This is a genomic window from Blastopirellula retiformator (assembly GCF_007859755.1).
GTDB lineage: Bacteria > Planctomycetota > Planctomycetia > Pirellulales > Pirellulaceae > Blastopirellula > Blastopirellula retiformator.
Window position 1 is genome coordinate 1,750,983 of the sequence record NZ_SJPF01000001.1, and the last position, 18,139, is coordinate 1,769,121.

Genomic DNA, 18,139 nt, shown 5'->3' on the forward strand with positions numbered 1-18,139 from the left:
CCGAAGCGCGAGCGAGGGAAATGCGGCCACAAGCAAACGGCGAATATCGAAGCTCGAATGACGAAACCATCACAATTCGTCATTCTGGTTTCGACATTCGTCATTTAGTCCAACGCATTTCCCTCGCTCGCGCTTCGGGCTATTATTTGCGCGGGCGACATGCGAAGGCTGCCCAGAGTGCGAGCGCTAGTACGCTTGCCAGCGAAATGGACGCTCCCCAGTAGAACGACGGCGGAGCGTACCTGAGCGTCACCTGATGTCTGCCGGCGGGCAGCGCAATCGCTTGGAAGACGACGTTGGCCCGCTCGGTTGGCGCGGTGATCGTCTGGCCATCTTCGAGTTCAATTTCCGCCACCCAACCGGCGTCGTAGTATTCCTGCACGACCACATAGGAGGGCTTGGCGAGGGAGACGTCGAGCTCGATGACGTCGTCATGGACGCGGTCGTAGACGATCTGATCAATGATCTCGTTCCGCGACGGTCCCGAGAGTTGTGGCGCCGTTTCCTCGTCGTGTAACAGGACCAGTCTTCCTTGTCGCTGATTGAGGGCGTCAGCCGCTTCCCGCCAAATGGCGCCGCTACGTAGGTCATCTAGCGGGAACGACCGTTGTCCATCGGCGATCCACGCCATCGGAATCGCCTTGGGGCGTGGACCATGGAGCATCATCTGGCCGCTCGGGTAATCGCGATCAAGTCGAATCACCCCGGCGGCGGACAATAATTCGGCCATCTCAAAGTCGGTCCGTTCCGCACGAAGCGTATCGAGCAGCAGCGTGTAGTCGGCCGGCGCGAGCGAGTTCGATGGAACGATCGAGCCAACCTTCTCTAGCAAATAGTACCGCGGAAAGAGACTTCGCCGATCGAAGCGGAGTCCTTCAACCTGGCGATCGGCCGACGTTTTGTCAGCGAACTCCGGCGGATAGTCATTGGCCGAGAGACGGCGATACCAACGGTTGGCGGTTTGGTATTCGGCCGAGTACGCGCACGACTCCCATAGCGAGTCAGGCGCCGTGGCGATGGTCCATGATAAGCCGACGTACAGGTCGGCGACCATCAACGCGACCAGCAGCGGTGCGATGATCGCTGGTCGACTCCTTCCTAAAAACGTCACCGCGATGACGATCACGGCGGCAACGATCGAAAGCGAAATGCCCAGCTGCAAATCGACGGCGGCTGCCGCACCGTCAAGCGGCCCGAACAACAAGTCCGGAGGTAGGTCGGAGGCCGCCGCAATGATCTTTGCTTTTAGCAGCGTCGCGCTGCTTAGTGCGATGCAAGAAATGGCGGCCAACACCAACATCAATCGCGTTAGCCAGCGAAAGCCACGCTCTCGTTCGGCGTCGAAACCAAAACCGGTAAGCAAGCTTCCGGCCAGGGCCGCCAGTAGCCAGAGCTTCGCCGGATAGCGAAACGAAGCGTAGCCGGGCAGGCCGCAGTTGAGCAGCCAATAGAGACCGCCAAACGGCTCGCCGACGCCAAGGCTCTCTTTGCTCCACAGCCGAAGGTCATGCCCCAGTTCGATCAGCAGCCAACCGATTCCGTACCAGCCAAGCGAGCCGATCACGCCGATCGCAGTCAGTGCCATGAGGAGTTTGCCAAGCGTCTGCCGACGGAGCGTCCACCCGCCGATCATCGCGAGTACGATCGACGTACCGCCAACGTAAAGCGAAGGCGCCCAGACGCGCCCTTCGGCCGGTATCGCGTTCGTCCAACGCTGATTCCGGGGATACATCTTGCCGCCGAAGTTGGCCCAGATCAGCTCGGGCCACCGCCACGGCCCCAGGCTGAATTGATACGCTTCCCGTTCATGCGTTCCCTGTTCGACTTTACCGAGTAGAACGTCGGCCGAAACTTCTTCGCCCAGTAGTGCACGTTGGGCGTAGCTGTAGATGGTTCGCGGCTGATTGACCAGCGATCGTCGACTGCGGGCCGCCCACTGCATGGTTGGGAGGATCTGCACCGCTGCAAGACCCGCCGCCAACAGAATGGCCGCGGCCAAGGGAACGCCGCGCCGCACAAAGAGCAGGGGAGTGCGGAGCGATCGCCAATGTCTGCAAAGGAAGAAGCAGCCGGCGACCAACGCCAGGTGAAAAGCCGCTTGCGGATCGCCTCCCAAGATCATCATCGCCAGGCTCAGGGCAAGCAACGGGGCCGCGGACTTCTTAGCTGCCTGTTGAAAAATGCCATCGTGGCATTTTCCAACCTCGCCAGGCTCAGAGCATAGCTCTTCGCGGCTCGCCAAATAACGACTTACGTCGTTATTTTGGGATCGCATCCGTGCGATCACGCAGTCCGTCGAGAAAATCAACGGACTGTTAGGAACGTCGCTGGCCAGGCGCACTCCGGCCAATAGGGCGAGCGGCGCCCAAGCGGCGCCGACTAGAAAGATCACATTGGCATGCGTCGCCACGACATACCCGCCAAAGCTATAGCTAATCGCCGTTAGGATCGCGCCGGACCGAGATATTCCAAGCCGCCGAGCGGCGTTGTACGACGTGAGGTAGGCGAGGCCGAAGTGACCGATCACGTAGAGACGAAGCGCCGTCGGGAACGCGATCGGCAGCGCGAACAACAGTTTGCCTGGATAAAAGACGCTGGCCGACGGTTCGGCCAAGAGCGGCATGCCGACGCCGTCGTACGGATTCCACATCGGGATCCGACCTTCGCCCCAAACCGACTGCGTGAACGCGAACAGCGGGTAATAGAAATGGGCTGCGTCGCGAAAGACGAAACTGGCGCTGCCGAAGATGGCCGGGCCGAAGAATAGAACGAGCAGCGCCGTCAGCGGGATCAGCGGAACGAAGGCGTGACGTAAGCGGCGAGCTCGATTGGACATGCCGCTAGTTTAGCACGCCGGCTTAGACGACAAGAAGTCGGGCGTATTCTTCCCGCAGTTGATTGCGCAGCAAGTCGACGCGGGCCGAGACGACCGCGGTTGCAGTCGGCCCTTTGACGGTTGCGCCGCCGCGAAAGTCGGTGGCGCGTACGCCCGGCGAAGCGTAAGGACGATCGACGTCGATCCAGCCGGCAAATTTTCGCTCCTTCGCGACCGACGAAGCGAAAGGGCGCTCTGCAGCGATACGAGGTTTCATGCGGTAGCGCGTCTCCAAGAGGAGGAAGTTTCTTCTGTTACGTTGGGGCCGCCAAAAAGGTTCCGTTTGACCTGGCTGATCAGGTCTTTAACCGCTTCGCGAGCGGTCTCTTCGGTCGCCTGGGCGTTGCCGATCGTTTGTTGCAGCGAGCCGCGATTGTCTTTGGCGCCGCCGCCGCTGGTGACGGCGAGTTGAAACTCGTAAGGACCGCAGCGAATCCGGTCGCCATCGACCAGTTTGCCGCTCTCGAACGTCTCGCCATTGACGGTCAGTTCGGGGCCTTCGCCGAGCCAACGCAGCGTCAGCTGCGAGCCGCGATTGAAAATGTAGGCGTACGAGCCGGGGAATTGCGGATCGCCCAGGACCAGATCGCACTCAGCGTCCGACCCGATCAAAAACAGCGGCCCGTCCAAGGGGCGGCTTGGCCGATCGGCTCGTCCACGACGAATCAATAGTTCAGCCGACAGGGGGGCAGGCCGACGGTGGGCGCCTTGGGGCGACTGTGCGGCGTGCAGTTCGTGTTTCGCGGTCATGTTGCGTCCGATCATCCAGCTCATCATCGCAGCCAGCGTTACCACCAAACGGGGCGGTGATTAGCTGTCTACCTAGAAACTTGATCGGACGGCGACTGGGCCGCAAATTACCGAGAATTCGCGCAGAAGCGAATCTTGCCGACCGGCGCAGCGTCGAACTGCCGGTTGGCGAAACTAGCGAGAGTTTGCGGGGCGGCTGCTAGCAGAATTGGAGGGCGCCAGCAGCGAGGCGTTAGTTTTGCGAGACGCGGATTTGGGCGCGGGCCTGATCAACCATGCGATCGCGAATCGCCAGCAGCTCGTCGGTGACGGTCGGCTGCTTCATCGCTTCGGCCAGTTGCTTCTCGGCCTCTTCACGCGAGACTTCGTCAACCGGCAAAGCTTTGCCGGTCAGGACGTTGACTTCATCGCCGGCGACTTGGACAAAGCCGCCGTCGATGTAGTAGCGGGTCGTCTCGCCGCCGCTCTTGATTCGCATTTCGCCGAAGCCCAGACGACCGATCATCGGGCTGTGCGACGGCGCAATCCCGAGTTCCCCGTCGAACAACGGCAACGCCACAAAGTCGGCCGTCGTTTCGAGGGCCGTCTCTTCGGGCGTGACGACGATGCATTTGAGCTGCGCCATCGGTTACTTCTTTCCCTTCTTGGCCATTTCTTTGGCCTGCTCTTCGGCTTGCTCGATCGGGCCGACGTACATGAAGGCCGATTCGGGCAGGTGATCCCACTTGCCGTCGCAGATTTCCTCAAAGCTGCGGATCGTGTCGTCGAGCGAGGTGATTTCACCCGCCTTGCCGGTGAAGACTTCCGCCACGAGGAACGGCTGCGACAGGAAGCGTTCGATGCGGCGAGCGCGGTGAACGATCAACTTGTCCGATTCGCTCAATTCGTCGACGCCGAGAATCGCGATGATGTCTTGCAGTTCGCGGTAACGCTGGAGCGTGGTTTGCACGCGACGGGCAATCGTGTAGTGACGATCGCCGACGTACTGCGGATCGAGAATCCGGCTGGACGAAGCCAACGGATCGACCGCCGGGTAGATGCCCTTTTCCGAAATCGAACGTTCGAGGTAAATGAACGCGTCGAGCTGACCGAACGCCGTGGCCGGAGCCGGGTCAGTCGGGTCGTCCGCCGGAACGTACACGGCTTGCACCGAGGTAATGGCGCCTGACTTGGTCGAGGCGATCCGTTCCTGCAGACCGCCCATTTCGGTCGCCAGCGTCGGCTGGTAACCCACGGCCGAAGGCATACGACCCAGAAGGGCCGACACTTCCGAACCCGCTTGCGAGAAGCGGAAAATGTTGTCGACGAACAGCAGGGTATCGGCGCCGGTGGCGTCGCGGAAGTGTTCCGCCATCGTCAGGGCCGACAGGGCGACGCGAAGACGGGCGCCCGGCGGTTCGTTCATCTGGCCGAACACCATGCAGGTTTGTTCGATAACCATGCGACCGGTCGAACCGATCGCCGTGTCCTGCATTTCGAGCCAGAGGTCGGTACCTTCACGGGTACGTTCGCCAACGCCTGCGAAGACTGAGTAACCGCCGTGAGCCGACGCGATACGAGCGATCAGTTCGGTCAGAATAACGGTCTTACCGAGACCGGCGCCGCCGAACAGGCCCGCTTTACCACCGCGAACGAACGGGGTCAGCAGGTCGATCACCTTAATACCGGTTTCAAACACCTCGGTGCTGGTCGACAGTTCGGCGACCGGCGGAGCAGGGCGGTGAATCGGCAGATAGTCGTCCGCTTCGACCGGGCCGCGACCGTCGATCGTGTCGCCCAGCACGTTGAAGACGCGTCCCAAGGTCGCTTTGCCGACCGGAACCGAAACCGGCTTGCCGAGGTCGACGCAGTCTTGCCCTCGCATCATCCCTTCGGTGCTGCCGAGCGCGACGCAGCGAACGCGACCGCCGCCCAGGTGCTGTTGCACTTCGCCGGTCAGGTTGAGGGTCACTCCTTTCTGCTCGCTGCTGATCTTCACGGCGTTGTAAATCGCCGGCAGGCTCGATTCAGGGAATTCAGCGTCGAAGGTAGAGCCGATCACCTGGGTAACGCGGCCGACATTTTGACCCGGTTCGATTGCAGTCGCCATATCGCTGTCTTTTGCTTGTTAGTTGCGGTTGCAGTTATCACGACGTCATGAGGCTTCAACTTAGTTGTTGAGCGCTTCGACGCCGCCGATGATTTCCATGATTTCGTTGGTAATCCGACCCTGGCGGGCGCGGTTGTATTCTCGCGACAGTTGCTTGATCAAGTCCGACGCGTTTTCGGTCGCCGACTTCATCGCCACCATGCGGGCGATCTGTTCGCTGACCGCGGCGTCGAGGAAGCACTTGAACAACTTCACCTTGAAGCTGGTCGGCACGACCTCTTCCAAGATGCTCTCGGCCGACGGCATAAACTCGTACATCGATTCGCCGGTCGCCTCTTCTTCGCCGGCGCCTTCCAGCGAGCTGAGCGGCAACAGCGTTTCGATCACTGGGATCTGCTTGCTGCTGGAGATGAACTTGGTGTAGGAGACGTCCAGCCGATCAAGCTTGCCGGAGACGTACTCTTGCAAGTATCGGTTGGCGATCACTTCCACTTCTTCGTAGCGCGGCTTGTCTTCAAAATGCGTGAAGGTCTCGTCCGCTTCCAACTTCCGCTGCGAGCGGAACAGGCCGATCCCCTTCTTGCCGGCAATCTCCAAGCGAAGATTGCCATACTCTTTTTTCAGGTCGATGACGTGCGGAAAGGTGGCCCGGCAGAGACCGCCGTTATAGCCGCCGCACAAACCGCGATTGGAGGTCAGCACGAGCAGCGTCGCGTTGTCGTGCGATGCGTGTTGCTCCAGCAGCGGATGTGTAAAGTCCAGGCTCGACGACGTCAGGTCCTTCACAATCTGCGTGATGCGATCGGTGTAGGCGGTCGCCGCCGCGGCACGATCCATCGCCTGCTTGTATCGCGCAGTCGCGATCAATTCCATCGTCCGAGTAATCTTGCGAATGTTGCGGACCGACTTGCGGCGTTTATCGAGTGCTCGTGGGTTAGCCATATCGCTTCTATTTCGTCAGCAGGCTCGTTCGGAAGTGTCCCAGGGATACGTGCGGGAAGCTTAGATATCTTCCTGCTTGGTCGGCACGAAGGTCGACTGGAACGACGCGATCGCCGCTTCAATTCCTTCAGTGACTTCCGAAGTCAGGTCTTTCGCTTCCGCCAGCTTGTCCCACAGGTCGTTATGCTTGGCGTGGATGAAGTCGAGGAACTCTCGCTCCCAGCGGAGGACGTCGACGGTCGGAATTTCGTCCAAGTGACCGCGGGTACCAGCATAGATGCTGAAGACCTGGTCAATGACGTTCATCGGGGCGTACTGGCCTTGCTTCAGCAACTCGACCATGCGGTAACCGCGATCCAGACGAGCCTGGGTGTCGGGATCCAGTTCGGTACCGAGCTGGGCGAACGCTTCCAGTTCGCGGAACGCGGCCAGGTCCAAGCGGAGACCGCCGGCGACCTTCTTCATCGCTTTGATCTGAGCGTTACCGCCGACGCGCGACACCGAAATACCAGCGTTCATGGCCGGACGTTGACCGGCGAAGAACAAGTCAGGCTGCAGATAGATCTGACCGTCCGTAATCGAGATCACGTTGGTCGGAATGTAGGCCGACACTTCGCCTTCGAGCGTCTCGATGATCGGCAGCGAGGTCAGCGACCCGGCGCCCAACTCATCGCTCAGCTTCGACGAACGTTCCAGCAAGCGACTGTGGCAGTAGAACACGTCGCCCGGGTAGGCTTCGCGGCCCGGCGGACGTCGCATCAGTAGCGACAGTTCGCGGTAGGCCGACGCTTGCTTCGACAAGTCGTCATAGACGATCAAAGCGTGTTGGCTGTTGAACATGAAGTACTCGGCCATTGCGGTGCCGGAGTACGGAGCGATGTACTGTAGCGGCGCCGGGGCGCTGGCGCCGGCGACGATGACGGTGGTGTATTCCATCGCGCCATGCTGACGCAAGATTTCGACCACCGCGGCGACCGACGAGTCTTTCTGGCCGACTGCGACGTAGAAGCACTTCACGCCGGTGTTTTTCTGATTCAGGATCGCATCGATGGCGATGGCAGTCTTACCGGTCTTGCGGTCGCCAATGATCAGTTCGCGTTGACCGCGACCGATCGGCGTCATCGCGTCGACCGCTTTAATGCCGGTCTGCATCGGCTCGGTGACCGGCTTACGCTCCGACACGCCAGGCGCCAGGAATTCGACCGGCCGGCTGTCGCCGGTTTGAATCGGGCCCATGCCGTCGAGCGGGTTACCGAGCGGATCGACCACGCGGCCCAAGACCGCTTCGCCGACCGGCGTCGACAACAGCTTGCCGAGCGCCTTGACCTCGTCTCCCTCTTTAATCGAGAGGTAGTCGCCGAGGATGATCACACCGACGCTGTTTTCTTCCAGGTTGAACGCCAGGCCGGTGATGCCGCCGGGGAACTCGACCATTTCGCCGGCCATGATTCCGGACAGGCCGTAGACCCGAGCGATACCGTCGCCCACTTCCAGCACCGTACCGACTTCGCGGATGTCGATATGCGATTCGTACTGCTGGATCTCTTGCTGGATGATCGAGGCGATCTCGTCCGCGTTAAATTTCATGGAACTACCGTTTAGTTTCGAAGGCGTCTATTTCTTAGTTGGCGAATATATAAATGGAACGTTTACGCTTAGGCGGGAGCCGTAAACCGATCCAAAGCGTCTTTCGCCTGCTGCGCCGCAGCTTCCAGCGTTTGACGACGAATGTTTTCCAGTTGGTTGGCCACGCTGCCGTCGATGACCGTGTCGCCGACGCGAATGACCAGTCCGCCGATCAGCGCCGGATTGACCGTAGCCAAAACTTCCACTTCCTTGCCAAGCGTTTCCTGCAAGCGAGCGGTGACTGATTGAAGCGACTGTTCGCTCAGCGGCTGGGCTGAGGTCACCTTCACGTCAACGCGTCCACGCTTTTCGCCCACCAGTTGGCGGAACGCCCGCTGGATCTCCCGGATGCAGTAGAGTCGATTGTGATTCGACAGCACCTTCAGGAAGGTGAGCAGCGTCGGGTTCATCCTGCCCGTAAACGCCTTGTCGAGGATCACGATTCGCTCATCATGCGAAATCCGCGGCGAGATCACCGCGTTGGCGAGCGCCGGATGCTCGAGCACGTCGTGCACGAGCGAGGCGAGTTCCGCCACGATCTCGTCGAGCGATCCGGCCGCCTCGGCGGCGCCGTAAAGCGCTTTCGCATAGATCGTGCCGACCCGTTCGCTACCGAGGTCGAATCGTGGATGTTGGCTGGTCTCGGCCATCGAGCTTGCGCTTTCCGCTTAGTTGCTGCTCGGCAGTTTCGCGAGCGTGTCGTTAATCAGGTTCTGGTGATCTTCCGGCGTCAGTTGCCGCCGAGTGATCTTGCCGGCCAGGTCGACCGCCAGGTTAACGCTCTTCTGCGTCAGTTCGGAGATCGCCTGCGATTTGGCGGCTTCGATTTCTTGCTGGGCCCGTTGGCGTTCGGCGTTGCCGGCCGCTTGGGCGTCAGCCAGAATCTGCTGCCGCTTCTCTTCCGCGTCTTTCATCATCTGATCGCGCGACTTCTGGATTTCCTGCTGGGCGTCGGCCAACTTGCGGTTGTACTCGGCCAGCTTCGCTTCCGCGTCGGCGAACATCTTTTGCGCCTCGGCCAACTTGCCGTCCATCGCCGCTTCGCGGCTATCGAGGGCGGCGACGATCGGCTTCCAAGCGAAGATCGTCAACAAGGCGGCCAGGCCAATGAAGATGAAGAAGTTGAAGGTCGCCAGGTCGAACGACAACGCTTCCGGGTTGTGAAGTCCCGGGGCAGGGTCGTTGTGCGACAAGTCATTCGGATTCTCTTCATGACCCTCGGCGCCATGCTGTAGGATATGCTCTTCCGCATTGACGATATTTTCGATCCCCTTCTCCACCTCATTTTCAAAGGCTTCCACCTTAGCTTGGATGGGGTTCTCCGCTTTCGGCTTCTCTTCTTCTTGGGCGAAGAGAGAAGTGGAGCAGACCAACAAAGCGACGGCCGTTAAGGCGAACAAAAAATGCTTGCAGCGCATGGTTCTTCGAACCTGTCGAAAATGCGAAAGTGGCGACGAGGGACGCAAGAGCGTCAACTTAGCTCATGCAAAGGAACAACGCAAAGAACGTGAAACCTTCGATAAGAGCAGCCGCGATGATCATCGCGGTTTGGATGTTACCGGCGACTTCCGGTTGACGAGCCATCCCTTCGAGGGCGCTGCCGGCCAACTTACCGATGCCGTACGAGGCGCCGATGACGGTCAGACCAATACCGAAGTAGCGGGTCAGGTCGATCATGACGTGGGGGGCGTCCCCTTCGGCGGCCATCGCCGGAGCGGCGCAGATCAGGATAGCGGCAAAGCTGTACAAGCAAAGCTTAGCGATTTTGGACACGGACTCTATCTCCTCAACCAATAGGTGAAAACGGTGTATTCGCAGGCAATCGACTTAGTGATGGTGGGTCGAAGCGCCGATGAACAACGAAGACAAAAAGGTAAAAATGTACGCCTGCAAAAATGCGACGAACAGTTCCAAGCAACTGAATAGGACCGCGGCGCCGACAATCACCGGCAAGGCGACGACCAGGCTCCAGCCCGACATGTCGACGCCCAGGGCGACGATGCCTAGCAGCACCAAGTGACCGGCGACCATATTCGCCAAGAGACGAACGCCGAGCACCGCATGCTTGATGAACAAGCCCATCAGTTCGATGACGAACAGCATGCACTTGATCGGAATGCCGATCAAAAGCGGCAGGTCCATGTGAGGTACGAGATTGAGCCACACGCCGACCGGGCCAAATTTCAGGGCGCCGGCGCCAATGCCAATTACCAGCGTGGCGAAGGCGAGCGACAGCGTAACGCTAAACGACGCGGTCGGAGCTCCCAGCCAGGGTATCATCCCCAGCAAGTTGCAGCCGAGCACGAAGAAAAACATCGTCAGCAACACCGGTACGAATTTGTCAGCGCCATGTCCGATTCCCGGTCGAATCACCTGATCGCGGAGATAGCAGACGAACGCGTCGATCATGTGCGTGAAGCGTCCCTTGGGGACGACGTTTCGCTTGAGTCGGCCGGCGAACCAGGTGAAGACCACCAGCATCAGCAGGGCGATGAAGAATTCCAGCACCATGAAGCGAGAGATGCAGAACCCCGAATCTTTTTGATACAGGTTGCGCAACTCGCCAAAGGGTTGCGGAATGATGATCTTGCCGGAGAGGACTTTGTTGTAAGCTTCAATCTTATCGGGCGACCATGGCTTGGCGGTCTCGCGATACTCCTGGACGCTGACCAGCTTCTGGGCTTCGGGCCAGCTTTCGGCCCACGGATTTACGAGCTGGCCTTCGTCGTTTTTCTCTGCGGCCAAGACTTGCAAGTAGCGGCGAACCGGCTTGCCATGGTTGCCAGGCTCATGTTGCCAATGCTCCCAATCGTGCAGGAAATCCTCTTCGCTCGGCGTCCCATTGTTTTGTTCGGCGAGCTGCTTAAAAACGAGCTTCGCTTCCCACAGTTGAAAGTCAGGGTCAAGCCGGATCCAGACCTTCGGAAAGTCCGCAATCGACTCTCGGTGAGACGGCGCAAGGCGCGCTGGGACCTCGAAGTAGTAGCTGTCCTTGATGTGCAGGATTGGATCAGACATCGGAGTTTAGGAAGCCTTCGAAACGTTCGCGGCGGATTGAAGAAGACGTGCGGCCAAGACTGTTTCGACCAGAAGCGTCAGCAGGTAATAGACCATAATCATCCCGAATACGCCGGCTTCTGCAAGCGGGCCTTCGGACTGTTTTAAAAACGCGCCAATCGCCAACGGGATGCCTGTGCGAAGGGCGATTCCGGCCATCGCCGCATGGAGTCCATACGGCGTTTGTTTGGACATCACGACGAGCGTCAGCGCGCCGATCGAACTGCCCCAACAGAGGAACGCGGCGAATAGGACGGCTTGGATGCCGACGGCGCCATGTTGAGTTTGCGCGTACCAAGCGAGCAGCGGAGTCGGCAAGGCGACGGCGATCGTCAAGGCGATCGCGGGACGCCATAGCTGCTGTAGCGATGGTGGTGATTTCGGCGCGTTGTCCGCAGGTTCCGTGTTCACGGCGACGACAGTTGTATTGGTGCGAAAGGAAGAGGGGCTTGGTCGCGACGGGGCCGCGTCTACTCGTCAGGTTTGTTTCGTTGCCGCTGATCCGCTTTGGAGAACTGCAGCAAGTGGTAAATGGCGAGCGTTATTCCTAATGCAAGCCCCAGAATGACCAGGCCGCGGATGCCGAACTTCTCGTCCAACCAATGGCCAACTAGCCCTGGAGCGATCATCTCTATACATACTGCGAAGATCCGGCCTACCCACTCGTAGGCGATCGCCATCGGAGGTCGATCGTCAGTAGGTTGGTCGCTCACGAGGTTCCCTTGTCGCTACCTATAGCCGCGTCAATGAAAAAGTGAGGCATCATCGCAGAATTGCGACTCAATGTAGAGGAAGGGGTGGGGGTGGTCAATGAGCTGGCGGCGAGATCGTGCAAAAATTCACGAACTTTTTCGTCCGCCGTAATTTATTGCCGTGAAAAGAGTTGCAATTCTCCTGGCAAGTCTGGGATTTGCTGCGGAGGGGCCGCGTGAGAATAGCTAGCTTTTATAAAGGTTCCCCTTTGTCGGCCATCTGGGGGAGTTTTTGATTGCGTTGAAGCCGCAAATTCGATAGACTGGTTCTTGGAGATGACTATTGTTAATACCTCTGAGTGGGTGTAGGAAGTTACCTCGGTTAGGTTGGTTTTTGGGCCCTGCCAAGAGGCTGGCCAGTATCCCTAATTCCCTAAACCTCCGAGTCCCATCAACGGATCTGATCCTCGCCACGACCAGCGGTCCTACCTACAAGACGCGCAAGCGAGTCTCTCTACGGACAAACAGAGAAGTTGCTCCCCAAGGTAAAGGTTGCGTAGCCGTTAAATCTCAAGACCCTTGGATTTACGTAAACGCGGCCGCTGCACTCCTTTTCGTGAACTGAACCGACGCCGAACGTTGCCCAATCAAACGGAATTGGGGCAATGCGGTTCAAGACATTTCTTTCACGGACGAAATAACCGGGACAAACCAATCCGCACCAAGCGTGCATAACAGCGGCAGAAGTGCGCCGCTCGCTTGGTCGGGCCGACGTGTGGAGGACTAGTCTGTTGATTACCGCAGCGTCTCTTAAAGAGTATACCGCGAAAGATCTTGCTCAAATGGCGAAGAGCCGTGGAGTAAGCGGCTGGCATTCGATGCGAAAAGATGAGCTTGTCAAAGCGATCTTGAAGCTCAATCGAACCCAAACGGGCCGCAAGACCTCAACTGCCGCCAGGGCGAGCAAGGGAGCAGCCGCAACGACCAAATCCAATGGCGTCAAGCGAAGCCGTTCGGCCGCTTCGCCAAAGCCGGCTTCCGCCAAGAACGGCGCCGCACGGGTCGAGAAATCGAATCCCAAGGTCGTACGCGAAATCCAGGATGCACACCAGCGACGAGAGCAACTCAAAGATATTTCGCATACCGATCACGAAGCGGGCCAAGATCGCGTTGTGCTGATGGTTCGTGATTCTTTCTGGCTGCACGCCTACTGGGAAATTTCGCGCAAGTCGATCCAGCGGGCCAAAGCCGCGCTGGCCGAACATTGGCACACCGCTCGTCCCGTGTTGCGGTTGATGGAAGTCGATGGCGGCGCCGCGGAGCGGGTCGTGCGCCAGATCGATATCCATGGCGGCGTTCGCAATTGGTACATCGACGTCAACGATCCGCCGAAGAGCTTTCGCGCGATCATCGGCTACGTCTCGGCCTCGGGCAAGTTCCACGCCTTGTCGCGCAGCAACCTGGTCACGACGCCGGAGCCAGGCGCTTGCGACGATGTCGACGCTAACTGGAGCGACGTCGCCGAAAACGTCGATCGCATCTACGCCCTCAGCGGCGGTAATGACGACGAGAACGTCAGCCGCGAACTGAAGGAGTTGCTCGAAGAGCGCTTTAGCCGCCCGATCGGCGAACCGCTGGGCGCTCAGTTGGGCAAAGTGGCCGAGCGTCTGCATCGTCGACGCCCTGAGTTTGAGTTGGATGTCGATGTCGAGATGATCGTCTACGGTCGGACTCGCACCGGCGCCTACGTCACGCTCTCAGGCGACCCGGTGAAGGTCCACGAAGATGGCGCCTTCCTGGTGAAGATGAACCTGCCCGACAAGCGGCAGATCTTCCCGATTGTCGCCCGCAGCCACGATGGCTTGGAGCAACGCACCATCGCCTTGGCGATCGAGCGGAACACCAAGGTCATGGACCCGGTTTCGCACGACGGCAACGACTAAGCGAACCGCGTCTGACAGGGGGGGCTTCGAGCAGTCCTGTCGCCAGCGCGCCTCCTTGGCGGCATCACCGCGAAGAAACGCACGTTGGGCGAACACCAGCGAGTGGAAACATGACAGCCGGTGGACTTCAATAAGAAGTTCACCGGTTTTTTATCTCCCGCCTAGAAAGCCTCCCGATGCCTACTCGTCGTCAATTCATGGTTCAGTCTGCGGCCCTGACCGCTGGAGCGATGGGACTTTCCGCGATGTCGGCTCAAGCGGCCGAGCCAACCCCCAACGGCTTCAAGAAGGCTGTGAAGATCGGCATGGTTGGCGTGCCGGACTCGTTGGAAGAGAAGTTTCGCGTGTTGAAGGAGCTCGGTTACGACGGCGTCGAACTCAACTCGCCCGGCGGGCCTTCCGCGGATGTCGTCAAAGCGGCGATTGACGCCACTGGCTTGCCGGTGCATGGCGTTGTCGATTCGGTCCACTGGAACGACACCCTCTCAGACCCCAATCCAGAAGTCCGGGCCAAGGGCCTAGCTGGTCTGACGGAAGCGCTGCAAGCTTCCAAGGATTACGGCGGAACCAGCGTGCTGCTTGTGCCTGGCGTCGTCAAGGGAGAAGTCACCTACGACGAGTGCTGGGAACGTTCGATCGCCGAGATCCGCAAGGCGTTGCCGCTGGCTGAAAAATTGAACATCCAGATCCTGATGGAAAACGTCTGGAACAACTTCCTGACCGATCCCAACGAAACCGCTCGCTTCATCGATGAACTCGATTCGGAACTGGTCGGCGCCTACTTTGACGTCGGCAACACCGTCCGTTACTCGCCTCCGCACGAATGGGTGCCGATCCTTGGCAAGCGAATCAAAAAGCTCGACATCAAGGACTATGCCGCGAAGCCTGGTCCTGGTTTTGGCGCTCCGCTGATGGAGGGCGACGTTGACTGGCCGAAGGTCATGGACGAGTTGGAAAAGGTTGGCTACGTCGGTTGGGGAACCGCCGAAATCCAAGGAGGCGACAAAGAGCGTCTCACCTGGATCGCCGATCGCATGAACAAGATCTTCGCCAGCTAAGGCCGTTGCTTCCACTGGTGTTTGGCGCCATGCTCTTGCGGCGTCTTCGCCGGATGAGCATGTCCTTACCTGTGCAAAATCAACTCAAGCGGACGCCCTTCACGGCGTCCGTTTTTCATTGAATCCGTACTGCCGCCAAGTCGACAAACCCGTTCAAGTTGCCAGAGCGAAACCCTTCCAGGTCCAACGTCACCGCGCGAAAACCCAGCTCGCGCAGCTTGCTCGCCAGATCACTCCGGAGCGGCTCGCTCGCCAGCTCCGCGATCCGATCCGGCGTCACTTCAATCCGGGCAATGTCGCCGCGGTGGTAGCGGACGCGAAACTCGCGCAGGCCATTCGCTCGCAGGTACGCTTCCGCCGCTTCGATCATCGCCAGTCGCTCCGGCGTCGCCTCTTCGCCATAGGCGATCCGGCTGGCTAGGCACGGCGACGCCGGTTTGTCGTGAACCGAAAGGTTCCAGTGCTTGGCCAATGCGCGCACGTCCGCTTTGGTTCGCCCGCACTCGATCAGCGGCGAGCGAACCTCATGATTCTTGGCGGCGATCATGCCGGGGCGATGGTCGCCTTGGTCGTCGACGTTGGCGCCGTTCAAGATTAGCGGCGCATCGATCTTGCCGACCAGCAGCTCAATCTGCGAGTAAAGTTCCGTCTTGCAGTGGAAGCAACGATCGGGCGCGTTCTGCACATAGAGCGGGTTCGTCGTTTCCTGCGTCTCGACGATCTCATGGCGAATGCCAATCTCGGCCGCTACCCGCTTCGCCTCTTCGATCTCGCTGCGGGGAACGCTCGGGCTGCTGGCCGTCACGGCGACCGCGTCATCGCCCAAGGCGAGCAGCGCCGCCTTCGCCACCACGGCGCTATCGACGCCGCCCGAGAAGGCGACCGCGCAGCGCTCAAGCAGCGCGATGTGGTTGACCAGTTGTTCCGCTTTGTCGACGGTGTTCACGCTCGTTCAATTCGAAAGGTGGAAAGCCAGCAGTGGCACACGTGGGATAGCTCTTTAATTGTATGCTTTGATCGGCCCAGGCACAGAAAGAGCCCGCCTGATTCTCGGGCGAGCTCCTTCGCTTTTCGTCTTGGCTGACCTGGTCGCTTAGGCGCCGTACTTGCCCAAGCGGCCGGCGTTGGCCATCGCCAGCGTCATCAGGTACTGCGCTTCAAACTGGCCCAGGCCGCCGGTCAGCGTCGTCTTTTCGCCAAAGCTGGTGTGCCCGTCGTAGCGGCAGCAGTCCGACACCAGCAGCGTCGGCACTGGGTGCCAACTGTGGCTGGCCAAAAACGACGGCGTGCTGTGGTCGCCGGTCACGATCGTGACGGTCGGCTTCAGGGCGTTGATCCGCGGCACCTGGGCGTCGAACTCTTCGGTCCGCTGCACCTTCAGGTCGAAGTTGCCATCTTCGCCGCTCGAGTCGGTGTATTTGAAGTGGACGAAGAAGAAGTCGTATTCTTCCCAATGCTTTTCCAGCAGGTCAATCTCTTCTTCCAGCGTTTGCGGCTCGCCGATGATGTCCATGCCGACCAGGCTGGCCAGACCTTTGTACATCGGATAAACGGCGATCGCGGCCGCCTTCAGGCCGTACACTTCTTCAAACGACGGGATGCTCGGCTTGGCCGAGAAACCCCGCATCGTCAGCGAGTTCGCTTTCTTCTCGCCCGCCAACAACTTGCTCGCCTGGTTGAAGAACTCGAGCGCCACCTTGGCCGTCTTTTCGCTGCCGGCGTCGGTCGCCTTTGGGTCGAGCGGCTTCACGCCGGTCGCTTGCGGGTCGGTGTCATGAACGTCGCCACCCAGACCTTCGCCGCGGAACAGCACAACGAAGCGGTGCTCTTTGACCGGCTCGACGATGATCTCGATGCCGTCGATCTTTACTTCCCGCAGCTTGATCGCCAGCGGAGCGCTTTCTTCGGTCGGGATACGGCCGGCGCGACGATCGGTGATCAAACCGTCGCTATCAACCGTGCAGAAGTTGCAGCGGACCGCGACGTCCCCTTCCTGCATGATCAGCCCAATGCCGGTCGCTTCCAGGGCGCCGCGGCCGATCAGGTACTTCAGCGGGTCATAGCCAAACAGCCCCAAGTGGCCCGGGCCGCTGCCCGGGGCGATGCCCGGCTTCACCGGAATGCTGCCCCCTTGCACGCCGCGAGCCGCCAACGCGTCCAGATTCGGCGTCTTGGCCGCTTCCAATTCGGTCGGTCCGCCCGGCTCTTTGGGCAGGCCGCCCAGCCCATCGCCGACATACATGACGATCTTCGAGTCGTTTTTGGCTTTCAGACTGCGAACGAGTTCAATTTGGTCCATGAGGCGGTCTTTCGGTCGGCGATTGTGGGAGGCTACGGAGTGTTAAGGAATCTTCGCCGCCCAGGCGGTCAGGAAAAACCACCGGCGACAGCGCTGATTATCGACTTTTCCGCGGCGATCACAACCGGGCACGACAGCCATGGAAGGGAGAAATAGGGACCTTACGGGGTTGGAAACCGGAAATACCGCCGGAGCAGTTGCCGCCGCCGCGACCGGACCGGACTGTTTTACGAAAATGGCGAAGGTCGAAGCCCGAATGTCGAATCAAGCACGAAGTCCCGAAGGACGAACCGGGAAACTGGACCGTCGCCCCCGTTTTTTCCTCCACTGCCAACCCATCCACGCCCGTTGATTTCCACTGGACTCGCCCGCGAATTTTTTTCGCATGCCTAGCGCCACGCTCTTATCGCGTCTTCGCGCGATTGAAGCATGTCTTCGAGCCGCCGGACTGGACCACCGCGCGCCATTTTTTTACCACCACCGCCGAACCACCAAAAACAGACCCGCATTGCTCTAACCCAAGCCCGTTCCAAACGATACGGCAAACCCAGAAAGCTGCTTAGCCGACTGGACCGCCGATTCGACTTTTCTCGCAGGACGACTGGACCGGACCGCGACGTTTTTTTCGCGCGTCGTCCTGTTGGCGACCCCATTCCCTCGGCTTGCGCACTCAAACCTGCTTGGCGCCACCTATAGGAAGTCCCCTGTCAAGGCAGACCCTCTCCGGGCCTTCGCCCTTCTTTCTTTTTTGCAGGGGAAGGGGCTTGTAGGTTAACGGTTGATCTTGGGACGCTGCTGGTTCGGTTGA

The 18,139-nt window shown here is 59.6% G+C and carries 17 protein-coding genes; 2 read left to right on the forward strand and 15 right to left on the reverse strand.

Annotated features, from left to right (window positions below):
- Positions 1 to 142 precede the first annotated feature (142 nt).
- From Enr8_RS07315 to Enr8_RS07375, 13 genes are all read right to left on the reverse strand, one after another.
- Complete coding sequence (locus Enr8_RS07315) at positions 143 to 2,836, reverse strand: YfhO family protein (RefSeq protein ID WP_146429909.1); 2,694 nt, start codon at positions 2,834 to 2,836, stop codon at positions 143 to 145.
- A 22-nt stretch (positions 2,837 to 2,858) separates the two neighbouring features.
- On the reverse strand, positions 2,859 to 3,092 hold the full coding sequence (locus Enr8_RS07320) for a hypothetical protein (protein WP_146429910.1): 234 nt from the start codon (positions 3,090 to 3,092) through the stop codon (positions 2,859 to 2,861).
- Positions 3,089 to 3,649 carry an FHA domain-containing protein gene (locus tag Enr8_RS07325; protein WP_186767491.1) on the reverse strand — a complete coding sequence of 187 codons (561 nt, stop codon included), beginning with the start codon at positions 3,647 to 3,649 and terminating at the stop codon, positions 3,089 to 3,091. The genes Enr8_RS07320 and Enr8_RS07325 overlap by 4 nt, the downstream gene beginning before the upstream one ends.
- Before the next feature lie 208 nt (positions 3,650 to 3,857).
- A complete protein-coding gene (atpC, locus tag Enr8_RS07330; protein WP_146429912.1) occupies positions 3,858 to 4,250 on the reverse strand; it encodes an ATP synthase F1 subunit epsilon in 393 nt (130 codons plus the stop codon).
- 3 nt (positions 4,251 to 4,253) lie between these two features.
- Positions 4,254 to 5,714 (reverse strand): F0F1 ATP synthase subunit beta, encoded by a 1,461-nt coding sequence (gene atpD / locus Enr8_RS07335; RefSeq protein WP_146429913.1) that lies wholly within the window; start codon positions 5,712 to 5,714, stop codon positions 4,254 to 4,256.
- Positions 5,715 to 5,774: 60 nt separating this feature from the next.
- Positions 5,775 to 6,656: an ATP synthase F1 subunit gamma gene (atpG, locus tag Enr8_RS07340; protein WP_146429914.1), complete on the reverse strand. Its 882-nt coding sequence runs from the start codon at positions 6,654 to 6,656 to the stop codon at positions 5,775 to 5,777.
- A gap of 60 nt (positions 6,657 to 6,716) precedes the next feature.
- Complete coding sequence (gene atpA / locus Enr8_RS07345) at positions 6,717 to 8,243, reverse strand: F0F1 ATP synthase subunit alpha (RefSeq protein ID WP_146429915.1); 1,527 nt, start codon at positions 8,241 to 8,243, stop codon at positions 6,717 to 6,719.
- Positions 8,244 to 8,311: 68 nt separating this feature from the next.
- The gene (locus Enr8_RS07350) at positions 8,312 to 8,932 is read right to left on the reverse strand and encodes a F0F1 ATP synthase subunit delta (RefSeq protein ID WP_146429916.1); all 621 of its coding nucleotides are present in this window, start codon (positions 8,930 to 8,932) and stop codon (positions 8,312 to 8,314) included.
- Positions 8,933 to 8,950: 18 nt separating this feature from the next.
- Positions 8,951 to 9,700 carry a F0F1 ATP synthase subunit B family protein gene (locus tag Enr8_RS07355; protein ID WP_146429917.1) on the reverse strand — a complete coding sequence of 250 codons (750 nt, stop codon included), beginning with the start codon at positions 9,698 to 9,700 and terminating at the stop codon, positions 8,951 to 8,953.
- Positions 9,701 to 9,758: 58 nt separating this feature from the next.
- Positions 9,759 to 9,989, reverse strand: coding sequence for an ATP synthase F0 subunit C (gene atpE, locus Enr8_RS07360; protein ID WP_105338511.1), 231 nt, complete (start codon positions 9,987 to 9,989; stop codon positions 9,759 to 9,761).
- 120 nt (positions 9,990 to 10,109) lie between these two features.
- Positions 10,110 to 11,300, reverse strand: a complete 1,191-nt coding sequence (atpB, locus tag Enr8_RS07365; RefSeq protein WP_146429918.1) for a F0F1 ATP synthase subunit A — start codon at positions 11,298 to 11,300, stop codon at positions 10,110 to 10,112.
- A 6-nt stretch (positions 11,301 to 11,306) separates the two neighbouring features.
- Entirely contained in the window at positions 11,307 to 11,750 is a 444-nt protein-coding gene (locus Enr8_RS07370; RefSeq protein ID WP_146429919.1) for a hypothetical protein, read from the reverse strand.
- A gap of 59 nt (positions 11,751 to 11,809) precedes the next feature.
- Positions 11,810 to 12,052 carry an AtpZ/AtpI family protein gene (locus Enr8_RS07375; protein WP_146429920.1) on the reverse strand — a complete coding sequence of 81 codons (243 nt, stop codon included), beginning with the start codon at positions 12,050 to 12,052 and terminating at the stop codon, positions 11,810 to 11,812.
- Positions 12,053 to 12,804: 752 nt separating this feature from the next.
- Here Enr8_RS07375 and Enr8_RS07380 point away from each other — a divergent pair.
- Positions 12,805 to 13,974, forward strand: coding sequence for a DUF4912 domain-containing protein (locus Enr8_RS07380; RefSeq protein WP_261342426.1), 1,170 nt, complete (start codon positions 12,805 to 12,807; stop codon positions 13,972 to 13,974).
- Between the two features lie 176 nt (positions 13,975 to 14,150).
- A complete protein-coding gene (locus Enr8_RS07385; protein WP_246119967.1) occupies positions 14,151 to 15,032 on the forward strand; it encodes a sugar phosphate isomerase/epimerase family protein in 882 nt (293 codons plus the stop codon).
- Between the two features lie 115 nt (positions 15,033 to 15,147).
- On the opposite strand, the gene larE is transcribed toward Enr8_RS07385, so the two are convergent.
- On the reverse strand, positions 15,148 to 15,978 hold the full coding sequence (larE, locus tag Enr8_RS07390; protein WP_146429922.1) for an ATP-dependent sacrificial sulfur transferase LarE: 831 nt from the start codon (positions 15,976 to 15,978) through the stop codon (positions 15,148 to 15,150).
- A gap of 147 nt (positions 15,979 to 16,125) precedes the next feature.
- Positions 16,126 to 17,331, reverse strand: a complete 1,206-nt coding sequence (locus tag Enr8_RS07395; protein ID WP_146429923.1) for a 2,3-bisphosphoglycerate-independent phosphoglycerate mutase — start codon at positions 17,329 to 17,331, stop codon at positions 16,126 to 16,128.
- Between the last annotated feature and the right edge of the window lie 808 nt (positions 17,332 to 18,139).

What these genes read in the sequence shown, in the direction of transcription:
- atpE (WP_105338511.1), bottom strand. Translation starts at nt 9,989, where the DNA reads ATGGCCGCCGAAGGGGACGCCCCCCACGTCATGATCGACCTGACCCGC.
- Enr8_RS07385 (WP_246119967.1), top strand. Translation starts at nt 14,151, where the DNA reads ATGCCTACTCGTCGTCAATTCATGGTTCAGTCTGCGGCCCTGACCGCT.
- Enr8_RS07315 (WP_146429909.1), bottom strand. Translation starts at nt 2,836, where the DNA reads ATGTCCAATCGAGCTCGCCGCTTACGTCACGCCTTCGTTCCGCTGATC.
- Enr8_RS07395 (WP_146429923.1), bottom strand. Translation starts at nt 17,331, where the DNA reads ATGGACCAAATTGAACTCGTTCGCAGTCTGAAAGCCAAAAACGACTCG.
- atpB (WP_146429918.1), bottom strand. Translation starts at nt 11,300, where the DNA reads ATGTCTGATCCAATCCTGCACATCAAGGACAGCTACTACTTCGAGGTC.
- atpG (WP_146429914.1), bottom strand. Translation starts at nt 6,656, where the DNA reads ATGGCTAACCCACGAGCACTCGATAAACGCCGCAAGTCGGTCCGCAAC.
- Enr8_RS07325 (WP_186767491.1), bottom strand. Translation starts at nt 3,649, where the DNA reads ATGAGCTGGATGATCGGACGCAACATGACCGCGAAACACGAACTGCAC.
- Enr8_RS07320 (WP_146429910.1), bottom strand. Translation starts at nt 3,092, where the DNA reads ATGAAACCTCGTATCGCTGCAGAGCGCCCTTTCGCTTCGTCGGTCGCG.
- atpA (WP_146429915.1), bottom strand. Translation starts at nt 8,243, where the DNA reads ATGAAATTTAACGCGGACGAGATCGCCTCGATCATCCAGCAAGAGATC.
- Enr8_RS07350 (WP_146429916.1), bottom strand. Translation starts at nt 8,932, where the DNA reads ATGGCCGAGACCAGCCAACATCCACGATTCGACCTCGGTAGCGAACGG.
- Enr8_RS07355 (WP_146429917.1), bottom strand. Translation starts at nt 9,700, where the DNA reads ATGCGCTGCAAGCATTTTTTGTTCGCCTTAACGGCCGTCGCTTTGTTG.
- atpC (WP_146429912.1), bottom strand. Translation starts at nt 4,250, where the DNA reads ATGGCGCAGCTCAAATGCATCGTCGTCACGCCCGAAGAGACGGCCCTC.
- atpD (WP_146429913.1), bottom strand. Translation starts at nt 5,714, where the DNA reads ATGGCGACTGCAATCGAACCGGGTCAAAATGTCGGCCGCGTTACCCAG.